Below are 16531 nucleotides of genomic sequence, written 5' to 3' on the forward strand. Positions count from 1 at the left end.
CCGCATCGGGCCGCGATCGCCCAAATCGAATCCTGGCAGGCGGGGCTTGCCAGCGGTTGGCGCGAAACCTTCCGCGCGGTCCCCGTGCTGCAAGACTGGCACAGCGGCCTGGGCTCCGAATTCATGCCCGAACTCGACGAAGGCGATCTGATGTACATGCCGACGACCCTGCCCGGAATCTCCATCGGCAAGGCGCGCGAACTCCTGCAACAGACCGACCGGCTGATCGCCAGTCTGCCCGAGGTCGAACGGGTCTTCGGCAAGGTCGGGCGCGCCGAGACCGCTACCGATCCGGCCCCATTGAGCATGATCGAGACCCTGATCCAGCTCAAGCCGCGCGACCAGTGGCGAGCGGGTCTGACGCTCGACGGACTGATCGCCGAGCTGGACGCGCTGGTCGATTTCCCCGGCGTCACCAACGCCTGGGTCATGCCAATCAAGACCCGCATCGACATGCTGGCCACCGGCATCAAGACCCCGGTCGGGATCAAGATCGCCGGACCGGATCTCAAGGAGATTGATCGTCTGGGTCAGGCGGTCGAGCGGGCGGTGATGCGGGTCGAGGGAACCGCCTCGGCCTATTCCGAGCGGATCGCCGGCGGGCGCTATATCGAGATCCGGCCCGACCGACTCGCCGCCGCGCGGGTCGGGCTCAACATCGACGACCTCAACCGGATCGTCGCCCTGGGTCTGGGCGGGGCCACCCTCACCCAGACCGTCGAGGGGCGGGATCGCTATCCGGTCAATCTCCGCTTCCCCCGCGAGCGGCGCGACGACATCGAAAAGCTGCGCGAGCTGCCCATCGTCACGCCCAGCGGCGCCCAGGTCGCGCTGGGTCAGGTCGCGGAGGTCGTGATCGTCGACGGTCCGGACATGCTGCGGAGCGAGAACGCCCGGCTCAACGGCTGGACCTTCGTCGATCTCCGGGGTCGGGATCTCGGGAGCTATGTCGCCGAGGCGCAAGCCGTGGTGCGCGACCGGGTGCCGCTGCCGCCCGGCTATTCCATCACTTGGTCGGGGCAGTTTGAATACCTGCTGCGCGCCCAGGAGCGGCTGGCGCAGGTCATTCCATTGACCCTGGCAATCATTCTGCTGCTGCTCTATCTGATTTTCCGCTCCACCGCCGAGGCGCTTCTGGTCATGCTGTCGCTGCCCTTTGCGCTGGTCGGCGGCGTCTGGCTGATCGACCTGCTGGGCTACAACCTCTCGGTCGCGGTCGTCGTCGGCTTCATCGCGCTCGCCGGCGTCGCCGCCGAGTTCGGGGTCATCATGCTGGTCTATCTGGATCAGGCGGTGAAACAGCGCCAGGAGGAGGGGCGGTTCAGGTCGGTGGACGATCTCGAACACGCCATCATCGAGGGCGCGGTTCTGCGCATCCGGCCCAAGGCGATGACGGTCGCCACCATCTTCGCCGGGCTGCTGCCGATCATGCTCGTCGCCGGGGTCGGGTCCGAGGTCATGCGCCGCATCGCCGCGCCCATGGTCGGCGGCATGATCACCGCGCCCCTGTTGAGCCTGTTCGTCATCCCGGCGATCTATCTGTTGTGGCGACGGCGGGAGGTGGGGGAGGGTGACGGCTTCACGGTGCCCAATTAGCGTTTTCCGGGCAGAGGGGACGAAACGGTGACGCCCAAACCGAGAATGGCTACCGGATCGGCCGGCATCCACTGCATCAAGCCTTGCTCGGTTATCATGCCTGCCTTGTTCCGCCTCGCTCGCCGTTCGGGAGCCACTGATTGTGGCCGGCCGCTGTCGTTGGCGCTTGATTTCACCGCAGGGTTTCCACGAGTCACGCCATGGCCGATCACTACGAGAGTTACAGCCGGGACGATCTGATCCGCATCCTGCGCGAGCGCGACCGTCGGCCGCATTTCGGGTTGGTGTGGGAGCGCGATCTGATCGCGCACGACCGCTCGGTCAACGGCGATTTCGTGGCGCTGGAACTGGACGCGGCGCTGTCGCACGGCGCGCCGCCGTTTGACCATCTGGTCATCGAGGGCGACAATTTCGACGCCCTGCGCAGTCTGCGCATGACCCACGCCGGGCGGGTGAAGTGCATCTATATCGACCCGCCGTACAACACCGGCAACCGCGATTTCATCTACAACGACCGCTTCATCGACCGCGAGGACAGCTACCGGCACAGCAAATGGCTGGAGTTCCTATATCGGCGCCTGGAACTGGCCCGCGAGCTGCTGGCGGAAGATGGCTCGATCTGGGTGTCGATCGACGACAACGAGGCGTTTCATCTCGGGATGCTGATGGATCAGGTGTTTGGCGCCGAGAACTTCCTGGCGTGTTTTATCTGGCGCAAGGTGGACAGCCCGAACGACAACAAGGTTTCGATCACGCCAGATCACGAGTTCATCCTGTGCTATGCCGGTAGGAAAGAGGCGGTGAAATTCGCCCCGATGTCCGCGCCCGGAATCCTGGATGCCTATTCCCGATCAGACGGCAACGGTGTTCGCTTTCGTGACCGGCTATTGAAGAAGAACGGAAAGAACAGCCTGCGACGTGACCGCCCGACGATGTTTTTTCCGATCCTCGACCCAGACGGCAACGAGGTTTTCCCGATTCACGACAACGGCGAGGAAGCGCGTTGGGCGATGGGCAAGGCAGGCGTGGAGAAACACCGGGCAGCCGGAACGCTGATCTGGAAACAACGCGAAAAACTCGGTCGTACCGTCTGGGAACCCTACACGCGCGAATTTGCTCCCAATGAGCCAACCCGCCCATTTCCAACCATTTGGTCAGACCTGCCGACCATGCGCCAAGCCAAGGCGATGCTGCGCGATATTTTCGACACGTCGGATCTGTTCAGTACGCCCAAGCCCGTTGAGTTGATTCAACGCATTCTGACGTTAATCGACGATCCTCACGCGTTGATCCTCGATTTTTTCGCCGGCTCCGGCACCACCGCTCAAGCCCTGCTCAAGCTCAACGCCGAGGACGGCGGGGCGCGCCGGTTCATCCTGGTCTCCAACACCGAAGCGACCGCCGAGCAACCCGACAAGAATCTCTGCCGAGACGTGTGCGCCGAGCGGGTGCGCCGGGTCATGGCGGGCTATGTCAATCGCAAGGGCGAGCAAGTGCCGGGCCTGGGCGGCGGCTTCGCCTATCTGCGCACCCGCCGCCTGCCGGCGGAGACGGTCTTCCTGGAGATTCAACACGCTCAGGTGTGGACCGCGCTTCAGTTGATCCACGGCGACGCGCTGGCGCCCTTCGATCCGGCGGCAGAGGTGCAGCGGATCGCGCGCGACGCGACGCTGGTGCTGTATCTGACGCGAGTCAACGCGGCGACGGTGACGGCGGTACAGGCGGCGCTGACCGGCGCGGCGCAGGTCATCGTCTATTCCTGGCAAGCCCCGCTGCTCGCGCAACGGATCGACGATCCGCGCGCCAGCTTCGAGCCGATCCCCGAGTGTCTGGTCAAGCGTTTCGGCGCGGGAGCATCGCCAGTTGGATAGAGTGGCCATGCCGCGATGCGGAATGACATCGTGGCAGACGTGGAACGGCTGCGGAAACCCATGCAAGCCGTCACGGATTTTCTTCCGAGCCCCACGGGGCCGACCGGAGCCTGACGATCCGGCGAGCGCCAATACCCCGCCTTTGGCGTATCATCGCGGCCATGGTCTTTATCGAAACCTCCCTCTTTACCAAGCTTGCCTTACAGCATCTGACTGACGACGAGTACGCCGCTCTGCAAGCCGCCTTGATGCGGCATCCAGACACCGGCGATCTGGTCCCCGGCAGCGGAGGCGTGCGCAAACTGCGCTGGGCTGGATCGGGGCGAGGGAAGCGGGGAGGACTGAGGATCATCTACTACTGGCGTAGCCGAGCCGGTCAGATCTGGTTGCTGACCCTCTACGCCAAGAACGAGCGGTCGAATATTCCGCCCCATATCCTGCGGGCGATTGCGGAGGAAATCAGCGATGAGTGAGCGCGACATCGGGCAAGAAATCCTGGACGGTCTCCGGGAGATCAAGGCCCACCAACGCGGCGAGGTGACGCTTCGCACCATGGAGGTCGCGGACCCGGACGCCCGCGCCATCCGGCAGCGGATGGGACTGACGCAAGACGCCTTTGCCGCGCTGCTGGGAGTGAGCGCCCGGACGCTGGAAGGTTGGGAGCAAGGCCGGAGACAGCCGCGCGGCCCCGCCCTGGCGCTGCTGCGGGTTGCCGCGAATCATCCCGAGGCGTTGCGGCCCTGACCGCCATCGACCCCGCGCCCCTCTCGCTACCCAGCCGCCGCAGCACGGGAGTCACACGATGAGCCGAATTGCGCCCCGTCGATATCAACAGGATGCGGTCGCGCAAACGCTGGAGATCTTCCGCCATGCCGAGCGCCAGATCCGCGAGGCGTCGGATGCCGCCGGACGCCGTCTCGCCAGCGCCTATAACGGCTGCGTGCTGCTGGAAGCCCCGACCGGTGCGGGCAAAACTTTGATGGCCGGGATGATCGCGGAAGCTTTCAGTCAACCCGACCGCGCGGACAACGCCCGCATTCTCTGGTTCTGGTTCACGCCCTTCAAGGGCCTGGTGGAGCAGGCGCGCGGTGCGCTGAAACAGGATTTTTCCGGGCTGCGGATGCGCGACCTCCAGATCGACCGGATCGCCCGCACGGCCCGCAGCGGCGATGTCTTCGTCACCACCTGGGCGGCGGTGGCGGCGAACAATGCCGACACGCGCCAGGTGCGCCGGGGCGGGGACAGCGCGGTCGCGCTCGACGACTTCATCGCCCAGTTGCGGCAGGACGGTTTCCGCCTCGGCGCGGTGGTGGACGAGGCGCATCACACCTTTTTCAAGACGGGCAGCGAGGCGGTGCGCTTCTACGGCGAGGTGTTGTGCCCCGACTTTACCCTGATGGTGACGGCAACCCCGAACGATCGGGACGTGGAGCGTTTCAAAGCGGCCAGCGGCGTGGTCGAGGTGCATCGCAACACCGTCAGCCGGCGCTCGGCGGTGGAGGCCGGGCTGATCAAGTCGGGCGTCAAGGCAGTGGCCTTTCTCGCCGATCCAGCACAGGCGTTGATCATTAATTTCCCCGAAATCGCGCTGCGCGAAGCCTGGGCGACGAACCAACGGATCAAGCAGACGCTGCACGAGACGGGCATTCATTTGACTCCGCTGATGCTGGTACAGGTCGGCAATCAGGATCAGGCCGTGAACGAGGCGAAGGCGCTGTTGCTGGGCCTGGGCATCCCGGAGGAACGCATCGCCAGTTACACGGCGAAGGAACCGACCAACGATCTGCTGGCGGTCGCGCTGGACGAGCGGTTCGAGGTGCTGATTTTCAAGGTGGCGGTGGGGCTTGGTTTCGATGCGCCGCGCGCCTTTGTGCTGGCCTCGCTGCGCGGCGCGAAGGACACCGATTTCGGGATTCAGGTGGTGGGGCGCATTTTGCGGGTGCATCGACGGCTGCAACCCGCGACGCTCGACGGCACCCTGCCGCCGGGCTTGAGCTACGGCTATGTGTTTCTGGCCGACGCCGAGAATCAGACCGGACTGGTCGGTGCCGGGGAGCGGATCAACGCCGTGCGCGACGAACTGGCGCGGATCTGCCCGGCGACCATGATGTTTCGAGTGGGCGACGAGACGCAGATTCAGGTGACTGAACACGGTCAGGGGAGTTTGCTGTGGGTTGCTCCTGAGTTGACGGGTGGATTGGCTCGGGATGGCGGGCAAGCGCATTCCGACGCGACCGCTGCGGATGGCGCAGCGGCGAGAACGATCTCCGCTCCATCCTTCACCCTCGATCTGTTTGGCGACACGCTGGCGGGCGAGTCTGTGGTCCGGGATCGGCCAGACGCTCGGCGGCCGCTTGCGCCCGCGCCGGGCATGATGCGTCATCCGTTCCGCGTCGATGCCGAGCGGCGGCTGAAGACCGAGCGGATGCCCATCTCGACCACCGAACTCCTGGGCAGCATTGCCGCGCGCATTGGCTTTGACGACCGCGTCATCAATGCCGGTCTGCGCACGCACGTCACCCTGACCCGCAAGACGTTGGGTGTTTTCGATGGCTCCGCGGATGCGGAATTGGCGCAGACACGCCTGGAAGCGAAGGCGCTCGCCGACAAGGTCCAGAAATCGCTCTGGCACTTCGGCTATCTGAACCCCCGCGAACTCTATCAGGCGCTGCTCGAACGCTTGCGAACCGAGTTCCGGCATCGCGGTTTCGACGAGGATCCGGACAGCCTGAATCGGGCGCTCAACCTGATTCTGGCGACGCACCCCAAACTCCTGCGACGGGCGGAACGCGAATGCGCCAGCGCCTTCAAGGAGGTCGTCGAGACGGCGGACTGGCCCGAGACGCTGGATGCGCCCGCGGGCACGGAACGCTCGCGGCGCAACGTCCATGGCGTCATGCCCGAGGGTCTGAACGGTCTGGAACTCGCCTTTGCCAAGCTACTGGATGGCGACCCGTCCGGGACGGTCGACTACTGGTATCGCAACGAACCGCACAAGCCCTGGTCGGTCGCCATCGCCCTGCCGAGCGGCGCGCAATTTTTCCCCGATTTCGTGCTGAAAGTGAAGGGGCGCAACCGTGGCGCGGGGTTCCTGCTGGTGGAGACCAAGGGCGGTTTCATCCTGAACAGCGACGAAACCATCGAGAAAGTCAATGCGGAGCACAAAGTTTACGGCCCCGCGCTGATGCTCACGTCAGACGCCCAGGGACGTTTCATGACCGTGCGTTATTTCGAGCAATCCGACCGCTGCGAGGAGGATCAGGTGTTTCGGGTGGAGAATCTCGCAGGATATTGAACGTCTTGCGACCGACCGCCTCGCCTTACTGCTCCTCTTCGCCATTCGGACGATCCGTCTCCCGTGGATCTCCTTGACGGTTCGCCGAGGGGGCGGGCTGCACGGACGTCTCCCGCCGCTCGCTCCACTCGTCCAGGATACTCAAAATCGGCGCGATCGCCGGCGGTTGAGGCGCGTTAGGCAGGAATCGCATCAGCAGGCCGCGATGCGACGCGGGAACCAGGATCGGCGGCGGGGCCTCCGGGAGGTCGAGCGAGGTGAGCGAGACGACGCCGTCGCCCAGCCCCTCGCCGATGTCCGACCACCAGGACGCGAACCTGTCCTTCAGGTCGGCGGCGGGCAACTCTTTGGCGATCGCCGTGACGCTGTTCGACATCCACGGCGGCGATTCCAGCAGCACGCCGCCGATCAGTCGAATCGGCACCACTTCAGGCCAGGCCGTCGCATTCAAGGCCGTCAGATAGTCGCTACCCGGTCGTAAATCGATTTTCGCCTCGCCGGTGCCATCGCGCAGGGCGGCGAAGAGCGAGAAGCGGCGGTCTCCTTCCTCGATCCATTGATCGCGTAGTTCAAGCCAGATCCGCAGCCGCGCCCAGTCCGATCCGTGATTCGGGGTGCCGACCAGAATGGCGCCGCGAACGGGCGCGCCCGCGACCCGTGAGGTTGTCCCGACCGGATGCCGCCAGCGCGAGACGAATTCCCGGACGACTAGCCCACCCATGCTGTGTCCGATCAGGATGGCGGGGCGATCCGCTGGCAGATCGGGCCAATGTTCCGCCAGGTATTGAGCGCTGCGATCGATGCCCTGATCGTTTGGATAGCGGAACTCCCAGACCTCGAAACCGGCAGCGTCCAGGACCGGAAAGAGGTCGTGCCAAATGCTCCCCGGCTCGTCCAGGCCATGCACGAGGACGATGCGCGGTCTCCCGGTCGAGCCGTCGCCGATGCGCGGCTCCAGACCGTGCCAGCCGTCATCGTCCGGGCTCATGGCCTGCGGAAACCAGTCATGAAGCCGATCATGGACGATGACGCGAAGCTGCCGCTCCTCGCGCGGGTGCTCTTCGGCCCACCAGGTCCAGATCAGGACTGCGGTGAAGAGACAGAGAAATGCCAACAGCAGGGGACGCTGCCAGCGGGATCTTGGAGTGGTGCGAGATGCCATCAATGGAAAGCCTTACAGATCAAGTCGACGCAGTTCGAGAGGGGACGCGCCGCGCTCCCAGATCGGGTTGAAGGCGGCACGCAAACGGCGTGCCTCGCCGGGGTTGTTGAAGTCCGCGACAGCCTCCAGGGAGTTGGCCATCTGGCGGCGAATGTAACCGCATTCGTCCGCGATCAGGAAGGCGTCCAGCCGATCCTGATCGTCTTCGTCGACACAGCGGATGGCGATGCGGGAGGTCAGGCGCCGCGCGAGCTCGATCAGTCGGTGTCCGCTCAGGCTGGCCTGGCGAGCGTCGAAGATCAGGATCCGGACGGACAGCACCGGCCGCGCGAGCGCGAGTTGCCGCACCGCGTTCAGAAAGGGGCGTTGGTCATAGAGGTCGGGATCCAGCGTGGGACCGAACAGAAGCAGCTCGCGGCGGGCCTGGTCGGCCATCCGCAGGCTGGCGTGATAAATCAGCTCGCGACGGTCAAGCCGCACCAGACCCGGGGAAGCCCCGAGCATCGGGTCATCTTGAATGGACTGTTTCATTTTGGAAGATCCCGGCGCGCCTAGCTGATTGGAACACACCAAAAACCGGCCCCGATCCTCATGAATCGAGCCCTATCATCGGTGCTTGCTCCCTCATGTTGCAAAAAAGTATCACTCTAAAATCTTGCCGAGTGCTTTCTTTTAGTGGTACTTTTAGAGTTGAGCAGGGAGAAATGTTGCACAAGCGAAGCAATCGTTGTAAATATGCCGCGAGGATAGAAAAAGTTGCACTTTTGTTCCTGTTGTGGGCTAAAATGTCTGTGTTCCAATTTGCGGCCGTTTGACGTCGCCCGTGCTCCAACGACTCGAAATAAGCATCGGGAGACGGACTTCGACGTTCGTGAGAGAAAACCGCAGCGCTGTTGTTTTTAACTCACGCATGCTTCAACTTACGCGAAGGTTCCCGATTCGAACATCTCCACCCACCTGAACAGGAAACGAAAGATGCGCAACCATATCACGACTTCACGCCTCGCCTCGCTGGCTGCTCCATTCGCGGTCGCCTTTGCCCTCACCGCTCCGCTGGTCGCGAATGCCGGCGACTACATGAACGAACATTTCTGGTCTGCTCAACCCGAAGGAACCGCTTGGGTGACCAACTACGGCGAGTGCTGGCAGAGCCTCCATGGAGCGAACGATCTTGAGCCCTGCGTCGTCGCGCCAGCCGTCCCCAAGGAATTTACGGTTCGCCTGAATTTCGAATTCGACAAGTATCGTCTTGAGAACATCGTGAACGACAGCGAGTTGCAGCGTCTCGACGATTATATTGCACAGGTTCAGGACACGCCTGTCCGCGAACAGATTTCGCTGACCGGCCACACCGATGCCAAAGGCTCCGAGGAATACAACTATCAACTCGGCAAACGACGCGCCGAAACCGTCCAGGAATACATGATCAGCAAGGGCATCCCCTCGGATGACATCATCTCCGTCGAGAGTCGTGGCAAGCTCGACATGCTCCCCGATTACGACGTTTTCTCCGTGCAGCAACGTCGCGTGAAAATTAATGCCGAGTACGGCGGTTAATTGAAATCGGACTGAACCTTACCGCGCCGATTGCCTGAAGCAGGGTAGTTGCTTCGAGCGATGGCGCGGCTTTTGAAGATATAGATTCGGTCTCTCTGTCGATTGAATCAATCCGCATTCCCCCCAAGTCATCCCAATCCGTTCCAGCCCGGTTGTTGGCTGGTTCGGACGTGTCCAATAAGCCTCAACCCCCCCGAGTGGGGCTTATGGTAGGGCCGATCACGTTAGCGCGTGACCGGCCTTTTTTATGATTTCATGGACCGCACGCCTTTGCCAAGCCGTGACGTGGATTCAGATGTCACGCGCGAGTCGCGCGGCATCCCCCAGGTAGGTCGCGGGACTCAGCGCCTTGAGTTCGCTCTTGGCGGATTCCGGGATCTCCAGACCCTCGACGAAGCCGGCGAGCGCCTCCGCGCCGATCCGCCGCCCGCGCGTCAATTCCTTCAATTTCTCATAGGGCTGCGCGACGCCATAGCGACGCATGACCGTCTGGATGGGTTCGGCCAACACCTCCCAGTTCGCGTCCAGATCCGCCGCCAGACGCTCGGGATCGGCCTCCAGCTTGCCGATCCCCTTTAACGCCGATTGCAGTGCGATGCTGGTATGGGCGATGCCGACGCCAAGATTGCGCAGCACCGTCGAATCGGTCAGATCCCGTTGCCAGCGCGAGATCGTCAGCTTGCCGGCCAGATGCTCCAGAATGGCGTTGGCGAGACCCAGATTACCCTCCGCGTTCTCGAAATCGATCGGGTTGACCTTGTGCGGCATGGTCGAGGAGCCAACCTCGCCCGCCACCGTGCGCTGCTTGAAGTAACCCACCGAGATATAGCCCCAGACATCCCGACAGAAATCGCTCAGGATATTATTGAAGCGCACGATGGCATCGAAAAGTTCGGCCATGGAATCGTGCGGCTCGATCTGGGTGGTGTAGGGATTCCAGGTCAGGCCCAGCGACTCGACGAAGGTTTGCGCCAGACCCGGCCAGTCGACGTCCGGGTAGGCCACCAGATGCGCGTTGTAATTGCCGACCGCCCCATTGAGCTTACCGAGCATCGCAACCTCCGCGATCCGTGCCCGTTGCGCGCGCAGCCGGTGCACCACATTCGCCATCTCCTTGCCCAGCGTCGTCGGCGTCGCCGGCTGACCGTGGGTGCGCGACAGCATGGGCTGCTCGGCATGGCGATGGGCGAGGTCGCGGATCGCCGCGATGATCTGGTCCATTTGCGGAAGGAGCAGCCGGTCGCGTCCGGCCAGGATCATCAGACCATGGGCCAGATTGTTGATGTCCTCGGAGGTGCAGGCGAAATGGACGAATTCGCTGACGGCGGCGAGTTCGGCGTTGTCCGCGATCCGTTCCTTCAGGAAGTACTCAACCGCCTTGACGTCGTGGTTGGTGGTGCGCTCAATGTCCTTGATGCGTTGTGCATCCTCAACGCAGAAGTTGTCCGCGAGGTTGTCGAGCCGTCGGTTGGCGTCATCCGAAAAGGCGGGGACTTCGGCGATGGCGGGATGGCGGGCGAGGGTCTGGAGCCAGCGGATCTCGACCTGAACCCGATGCCGGATGAGTCCGTATTCGCTGAAAATTTCCCGCAGCTCGGCGGTTCTGGCGGCATAGCGACCGTCCACCGGGGAGATTGCGGTGAGGGTGGATAACTCCATGGGCATGGTTGGGCTCCGGGTTTAAAAATAGACAGGATTAACGTCCGAGTTCAGGGGCGCTGCGCAGCTTTGTCGCACAGCGTCCATTGGAACGCAGTGTTGGCTGCATTTTCGGTCACCTTTTCCGCGAGTAGTTCTGCAACCCGTGCCTTTATATGCAGAGCAGTTGAATCGATTAACTCGATTGATCGTGGCAGCAGCACTTCCGAAAATAGGTCATCGCTTTTGTGGGTGCGCACCAGTATTGCTTTTGTCGCTTTTTTCGAATGGGCCGCCCGTGCTAGCTTGTTTGCCGCATCCATGATCGTTTCCGTACGGCGTTGAACTCGGATGGGAACAAGTAATCCATCAAACGTCGTTTTAAGAAAAGCGTCAATACCTGAATTGCGTTGTACCGGGAGGATGTCTAACCCGGCGAGAAGTGACAAGGCGTCTTTATCGGCAGTGGCATACGAATCACGCCCCTTTCGTAGCAGCGCAGAATCAGTTTTTGTTGGAGCAACAAGTCTGCTTCGCGTAAGTACAACGGCCTCCTGAGAGGTATCAATTCCGATCGAACGCCTGCCAAGAAGATTTGCGGCAGCTAGAGTTGTCCCACTGCCGCAAAATGGATCAAGAACCAAGTCTCCTTCATCAGTAGAAACTTCGATGATACGTTCTAGTAATAACACCGGTTTTTGGGTGGGGTAGCCGGTGCGCTCCTTTGCCTTGGGGTTGAGAAATGGGATTTCCCACACATCGCTAAGCGGGACGCCTTTTTTCTCTCCACCATAGATGATGCATCCATCTCTGTCTGTAGCATATACGGATACACCGTGTTCGTCTCTCGCTCGCAGTTGAAGTATTTGGTCGATATTCGTCGTCTCTGAATATGCACCATAAATTCTGTTGAATTTGTAGCCATCCGTTTTTGAGTAGAAAAATATGGTTTGGTGTGCTGGCAGCAGCCCTCTTGCGGAATTTGACCAGCGGCGATATGTCCAAATGATTTCCGACCGGAACTGATTTGCACCAAATACGCTATCCAGGAGAGTTCGTAGTAAGAAATTTGCGCTTGTGTCGCAATGAACGTATATGGAACCACTATCTTTCAGTACCTTATGAACTTTCCTGATTCTGGCTTCCAGAAATTCAGAATACTCGGAAAGTCCGCTCCAAACATCCGCAAAGCTAAACTTGCTTTTTCTATCTCGGGAAATCGAGGAGTGATGCCGATTGGTGAAGAACGGTGGATCTAGGTAAGCAAGATCTACCGTTGAATGTCTAATATGCTCCAATGCTAGGAGGCAGTCACCATGAATTACTTGCTCTAGTGGTTCACTCATGATGCTACCGCAGTCCTTTCGTCTGCTATCTCTTCGAGAATTCCTTTCAGATCAATGCCAGTTTTGTCTCGAACATAGTTCCATGCTGCGTCTCCGTAGTAATACTCTCCGCCGACACCCGCGTATAGAGTTTCGAGAGTCCCTTGTATTCGGATTGCCTGTGTTCGATTCGGGTAGTAGAACATCACCCGAATTGGTTTATAGCAAGCATCGGATATGACCTGAATTCTTGTGTGCTCTTTCGTAATGTGGTCACCATCCGTAGTAGCGTCCTTCCACTTGATTTCTAAAGCATCATTTCCAACAAGGCAGTCAATCTCAAACGTCCTTGGGCGTTGACCGCGAGTATTTGCGATTCGTAAGGAACCGGAGTCTGGGAATATCTCTCTAAAACAGAGCTTTGTAGCCTCTTCAAGGAATGAGCCGGCGTATTTATAAAGAAATCGGCCTTTGTTTTGGTAAACGTCAATCAAGTGCCCTTCCCGCTCACTGATGCCGAGCACGCGATAGATCAAGTAGTGGGATAGATCGTCGCCCTGCATTTCAGTAACGCGGCCGTCAATAGCGGTGTTAAGGCGTTGAGCATATTGGCCCGCAAGTTTCGCGATATTTTCTCTGGTTGTCATGATTGCTCGCGCTGATAGTAATAGACGACATTGCACACGAATCGCCCACTAAAATTGGTAGTGATCTGATAACGAGGATCGGGGGTCGGGGGTCGGGTCTCGCCCGTCTAGCGGGCGGACGCCCGAACCCCGACCCCCGAAGATCGCTAAGCCCATCGCGTTACACATATCTCTATAAGTCGCTGAAATAAATACAACACGCCCCGGAATGTGTTCTATAGAAATCAGTCTGTTACAGACTTGTGTGTAATGCGATGCGCTAAGCCCTGTCGGTGTCCGTGAATTTATCCAAAACGGGCATCAGATCCCAAGTTATGCCCACATCATCGCGACTCGCACGAGTCCCGTTGGGCGCCGTTCGGCAAGTTGCAACTCCATCAGGGTTGAAAATAAGGAAATCAGGCGGCGAGTCGTCTCAGAACATAGTGAAGAATCCCCCCATTGCGGTAGTAATCCACTTCATTCGGCGTATCGATCCGCACCTTGGCGGTGAAACTCTTGGTCGACCCGTCGGCGGCGGTCGCCCGCACCTCGACCTGCTTCGCCTTGCCGTTGTTCAGTCCGACGATCTCGAAGGTCTCGGCCCCGGTTAGCCCCAACGATTGCGCATTTTCGCCCTGGACGAACTCCAGCGGCAAAATCCCCATGCCGACCAGGTTGGAGCGATGAATCCGCTCGTAACTCTCGGCGATCACGGCGCGCACCCCGAGCAGACGCGGCCCCTTGGCCGCCCAGTCGCGCGAGGAACCGGAGCCGTATTCCTTGCCGGCAACCACGATCACGGGTGTGCCTTCGGCCTCGTAGCGCATGGCCGCGTCATAGATCGACAGCGGCTCCCCGCTCGGCTGGTGCAGGGTCACGCCGCCCTCGGTGCCGGGGGCCATGAGGTTGCGCAGCCGAATGTTGGCGAAGGTGCCGCGCATCATGACCTCGTGATTGCCGCGCCGCGAGCCGAGGCTGTTGAAGTCCTTCGGCTCCACGCCCTTGTCGATCAGATATTTCCCGGCGGGCGAGTTCGGTTTGATGGAGCCGGCGGGCGAGATGTGATCGGTGGTGATGGAATCCCCGAGCACGGCCAGACAGCGCGCGCCCGCGATATCGTCGACCGGCGCGACCGCCATCGTCATGCCGTCGAAGTAGGGCGGATTGCGGATATAGGTGGAATCCGCCGGCCAGTCGTAGGTTTGACTGTCCGGGGCGTCGAGCGACTGCCAGTGCGCATCGCCGGCGTAGACATCCGCGTAGGCGCTGTGGAACTCGTCGACGGTGACGTTCTCGGCGATGGCGCGGTTCACCTCATCCTGGGTCGGCCAGATGTCCTTGAGATACACCGGTTGGCCGCTGACATCCGTCGTGAGCGGATCTTGATAAGGGTCGATGTCGATCCGTCCGGCGATGGCATAAGCGACCACCAGCGGCGGGCTCGCCAGATAGTTCATGCGCACCTCGGCATGCACCCGTCCCTCGAAATTGCGGTTGCCCGACAGAATGGACACCGCGCACAGGTCATGCTCGGCGATGGCCTGCGAGACCGGCGCCGGCAGCGGGCCGGTGTTGCCGATACAGACGGTGCAGCCGTAGCCGACATTGTGGAAACCGAGCGCCTTGAGCGGCTCGGTCAGCCCGGCACGATCAAGATAACGGGTGACGGCCATGGAGCCGGGACCAAGCGAGGTCTTGACCCAGGGCGCGGCCTTGAGTCCCAGCGCGGCGGCCTTTTGGGCAACCAGCCCGGCGGCGAGCATGACGCTCGGGTTGGAGGTATTGGTGCAGGAGGTGATGGCCGCGACCACGATGGAGCCGTCGGAAATCTCGACCGTCTGACCGTCGATGATCGCCTTGGCCGGACCCTTGTCCGGGATCCCGCGTTCTTTCTTGAGCGCGGCCAGCGCGACGGGGAAATGGCTTGCCATCTCGGTCAAGGGCACGCGGTCCTGTGGACGCTTCGGGCCGGCCAGCGAGGGCACCACGTCGCCCAGATCCAGTGCCAGCGTCTCGGAATAATCCGCCTCGGCGGCCTCGGCGGTGTGCCAGACACCCTGCGCCTTGCAATAGGCTTCGACCAGCGCGATCTGGGCCTCGTCGCGTCCGGTCAGACGCAGATAGTCGAGCGTGATCTGGTCGATCGGGAAGAGACCGCAGGTCGCGCCATATTCTGGCCCCATGTTCGCGATGGTGGTGCGCTCGCCCATCGGCAGGGTCGCGATGGCCGGGCCGTAGAATTCAACGAACTTGCCGACCACGCCATGCTTGCGCAGTTGATCGACGATGGTCAGCACCAGATCGGTGGCGGTCACGCCTTCCTTGAGGGTGCCGGTGAGTTTGAAGCCGACCACCTTGGGCACTAGCATGGACACCGGCTGACCGAGCATGGACGCCTCGGCCTCGATGCCGCCGACGCCCCAGCCGAGCACGCCGATCCCATTGATCATGGTGGTATGCGAGTCGGTGCCGACACAGGTGTCGAAATAGGCTTGGGTGACGCCATCGACCCTGTTCGGGAAGACGACGCGCGCGAGATACTCGACATTGATCTGATGCACGATGCCGGTATCGGGCGGGACGACCTTGAACCCGTCCAGCGCCTTCTGGCCCCATTTGAGGAACTTGTAACGCTCCTGGTTGCGCTGGAATTCCAGCTCGGCATTCAGCGCGAACGCCTCGTTGGAGCCAAAATGGTCGACCTGAACCGAATGGTCGATGACCAGTTCGGCGGGCTGGAGCGGGTTGATTTTGCGCGGATCGCCGCCGAGCGCCACCATCGCATCGCGCATCGCGGCCAGATCCACCACCGCCGGAACGCCGGTGAAATCCTGCATCAGCACGCGCGCCGGGCGGTACTGGATCTCCTTATCCGGCTCGGCCTGGGGGTTCCACTGGCTGAAAAACTCGATGTCCTGGCGCGTCACGGTCACGCCATCCTCGTTGCGCAGCAGGTTTTCCAGCAGGATCTTCAGCGAATAGGGCAGACGCGCGCTGTTGGGCACGGCATCGAGTTTGAAGATTTCGTAGTCCTGTCCGGCGGCGTGCAGGGCGGTCTTGGCGTTGAAACTATTGGGCATCGAGGGCTCCGGTGGCATGGCTTGAATTACAGCACAGGCACGGATTCTAGCCTTCAGATCCAGGATACGCCATCTGCTGCACTGCAATAAGAGATCGTCCGCGTCCAGGGAAAGACGTTGTTTCGATGTCGGCGAAATTGGCCCCTACTGATTTTTGCTGTACCTTGCCATGCGTTTTCGGCAAATTGGCGAAGCCAGTCATGGTGGCGCCAGAACCGTCATCCTGAACTCCTGGATTGGGTGGTGCCTTGCAAAAATGTGATAATGAGCGATACTGACCCCATGGCTCAAGCACCGGCGGGGACAAGGCGATGGCGGCACAGTTGATCAGCAACAACGGCCAGGAGGTGACGATCCAAGTCACCGTGGATCTGAGCG

At 61.2% G+C, this 16531-nt stretch carries 13 protein-coding genes; 6 read left to right on the forward strand and 7 right to left on the reverse strand.

Features of this window, described 5'->3' with window-relative positions; genetic code table 11:
• The 5 genes from QZY07_RS19060 to QZY07_RS19080 all read left to right on the forward strand — a co-directional run.
• Positions 1 to 1596, forward strand: a 1596-nt coding sequence (locus tag QZY07_RS19060) for an efflux RND transporter permease subunit (protein ID WP_295406083.1), incomplete at its 5' end; no start/stop codon positions are given.
• A 200-nt stretch (positions 1597 to 1796) separates the two neighbouring features.
• Positions 1797 to 3467 carry a site-specific DNA-methyltransferase gene (locus QZY07_RS19065; RefSeq protein ID WP_295406085.1) on the forward strand — a complete coding sequence of 557 codons (1671 nt, stop codon included), beginning with the start codon at positions 1797 to 1799 and terminating at the stop codon, positions 3465 to 3467.
• A gap of 161 nt (positions 3468 to 3628) precedes the next feature.
• Positions 3629 to 3940 (forward strand): type II toxin-antitoxin system RelE/ParE family toxin, encoded by a 312-nt coding sequence (locus tag QZY07_RS19070; RefSeq protein ID WP_295406086.1) that lies wholly within the window; start codon positions 3629 to 3631, stop codon positions 3938 to 3940.
• A complete protein-coding gene (locus QZY07_RS19075; RefSeq protein ID WP_295406088.1) occupies positions 3933 to 4211 on the forward strand; it encodes a helix-turn-helix domain-containing protein in 279 nt (92 codons plus the stop codon). Before QZY07_RS19070 ends, QZY07_RS19075 begins: the two co-directional genes overlap by 8 nt.
• A 58-nt stretch (positions 4212 to 4269) precedes the next feature.
• Positions 4270 to 6762, forward strand: coding sequence for a DEAD/DEAH box helicase family protein (locus QZY07_RS19080; protein ID WP_295406090.1), 2493 nt, complete (start codon positions 4270 to 4272; stop codon positions 6760 to 6762).
• A gap of 25 nt (positions 6763 to 6787) precedes the next feature.
• Here the strand turns inward: QZY07_RS19080 and QZY07_RS19085 are convergent, their stop codons facing one another.
• Positions 6788 to 7924 carry an alpha/beta hydrolase gene (locus QZY07_RS19085; protein WP_295406092.1) on the reverse strand — a complete coding sequence of 379 codons (1137 nt, stop codon included), beginning with the start codon at positions 7922 to 7924 and terminating at the stop codon, positions 6788 to 6790.
• Between the two features lie 12 nt (positions 7925 to 7936).
• Positions 7937 to 8455, reverse strand: coding sequence for a hypothetical protein (locus tag QZY07_RS19090; RefSeq protein WP_295406094.1), 519 nt, complete (start codon positions 8453 to 8455; stop codon positions 7937 to 7939).
• A 444-nt stretch (positions 8456 to 8899) separates the two neighbouring features.
• On the opposite strand from QZY07_RS19090, the gene QZY07_RS19095 reads away from it, so the two are divergent.
• Positions 8900 to 9481: an OmpA family protein gene (locus QZY07_RS19095; RefSeq protein WP_295406096.1), complete on the forward strand. Its 582-nt coding sequence runs from the start codon at positions 8900 to 8902 to the stop codon at positions 9479 to 9481.
• A gap of 291 nt (positions 9482 to 9772) precedes the next feature.
• Here the strand turns inward: QZY07_RS19095 and purB are convergent, their stop codons facing one another.
• The 5 genes from purB to QZY07_RS19120 form a co-directional block, all read right to left on the reverse strand.
• The gene (gene purB, locus QZY07_RS19100; RefSeq protein WP_295406098.1) at positions 9773 to 11146 is read right to left on the reverse strand and encodes an adenylosuccinate lyase; all 1374 of its coding nucleotides are present in this window, start codon (positions 11144 to 11146) and stop codon (positions 9773 to 9775) included.
• A 44-nt stretch (positions 11147 to 11190) separates the two neighbouring features.
• Positions 11191 to 12465 (reverse strand): site-specific DNA-methyltransferase, encoded by a 1275-nt coding sequence (locus QZY07_RS19105; RefSeq protein ID WP_295406100.1) that lies wholly within the window; start codon positions 12463 to 12465, stop codon positions 11191 to 11193.
• Positions 12462 to 13091 (reverse strand): ApaLI family restriction endonuclease, encoded by a 630-nt coding sequence (locus QZY07_RS19110; RefSeq protein WP_295406102.1) that lies wholly within the window; start codon positions 13089 to 13091, stop codon positions 12462 to 12464. Before QZY07_RS19110 ends, QZY07_RS19105 begins: the two co-directional genes overlap by 4 nt.
• Positions 13092 to 13489: 398 nt before the next feature.
• A complete protein-coding gene (acnA, locus tag QZY07_RS19115; RefSeq protein ID WP_295406104.1) occupies positions 13490 to 16153 on the reverse strand; it encodes an aconitate hydratase AcnA in 2664 nt (887 codons plus the stop codon).
• 46 nt (positions 16154 to 16199) lie between these two features.
• On the reverse strand, positions 16200 to 16531 hold a 332-nt coding region (locus QZY07_RS19120), incomplete at its 5' end, for a hypothetical protein (protein WP_295406106.1).

Origin of the sequence: uncultured Thiocystis sp. (assembly GCF_903866365.1) — a bacterium.
Taxonomy (GTDB): Bacteria; Pseudomonadota; Gammaproteobacteria; order Chromatiales; family Chromatiaceae; genus Chromatium.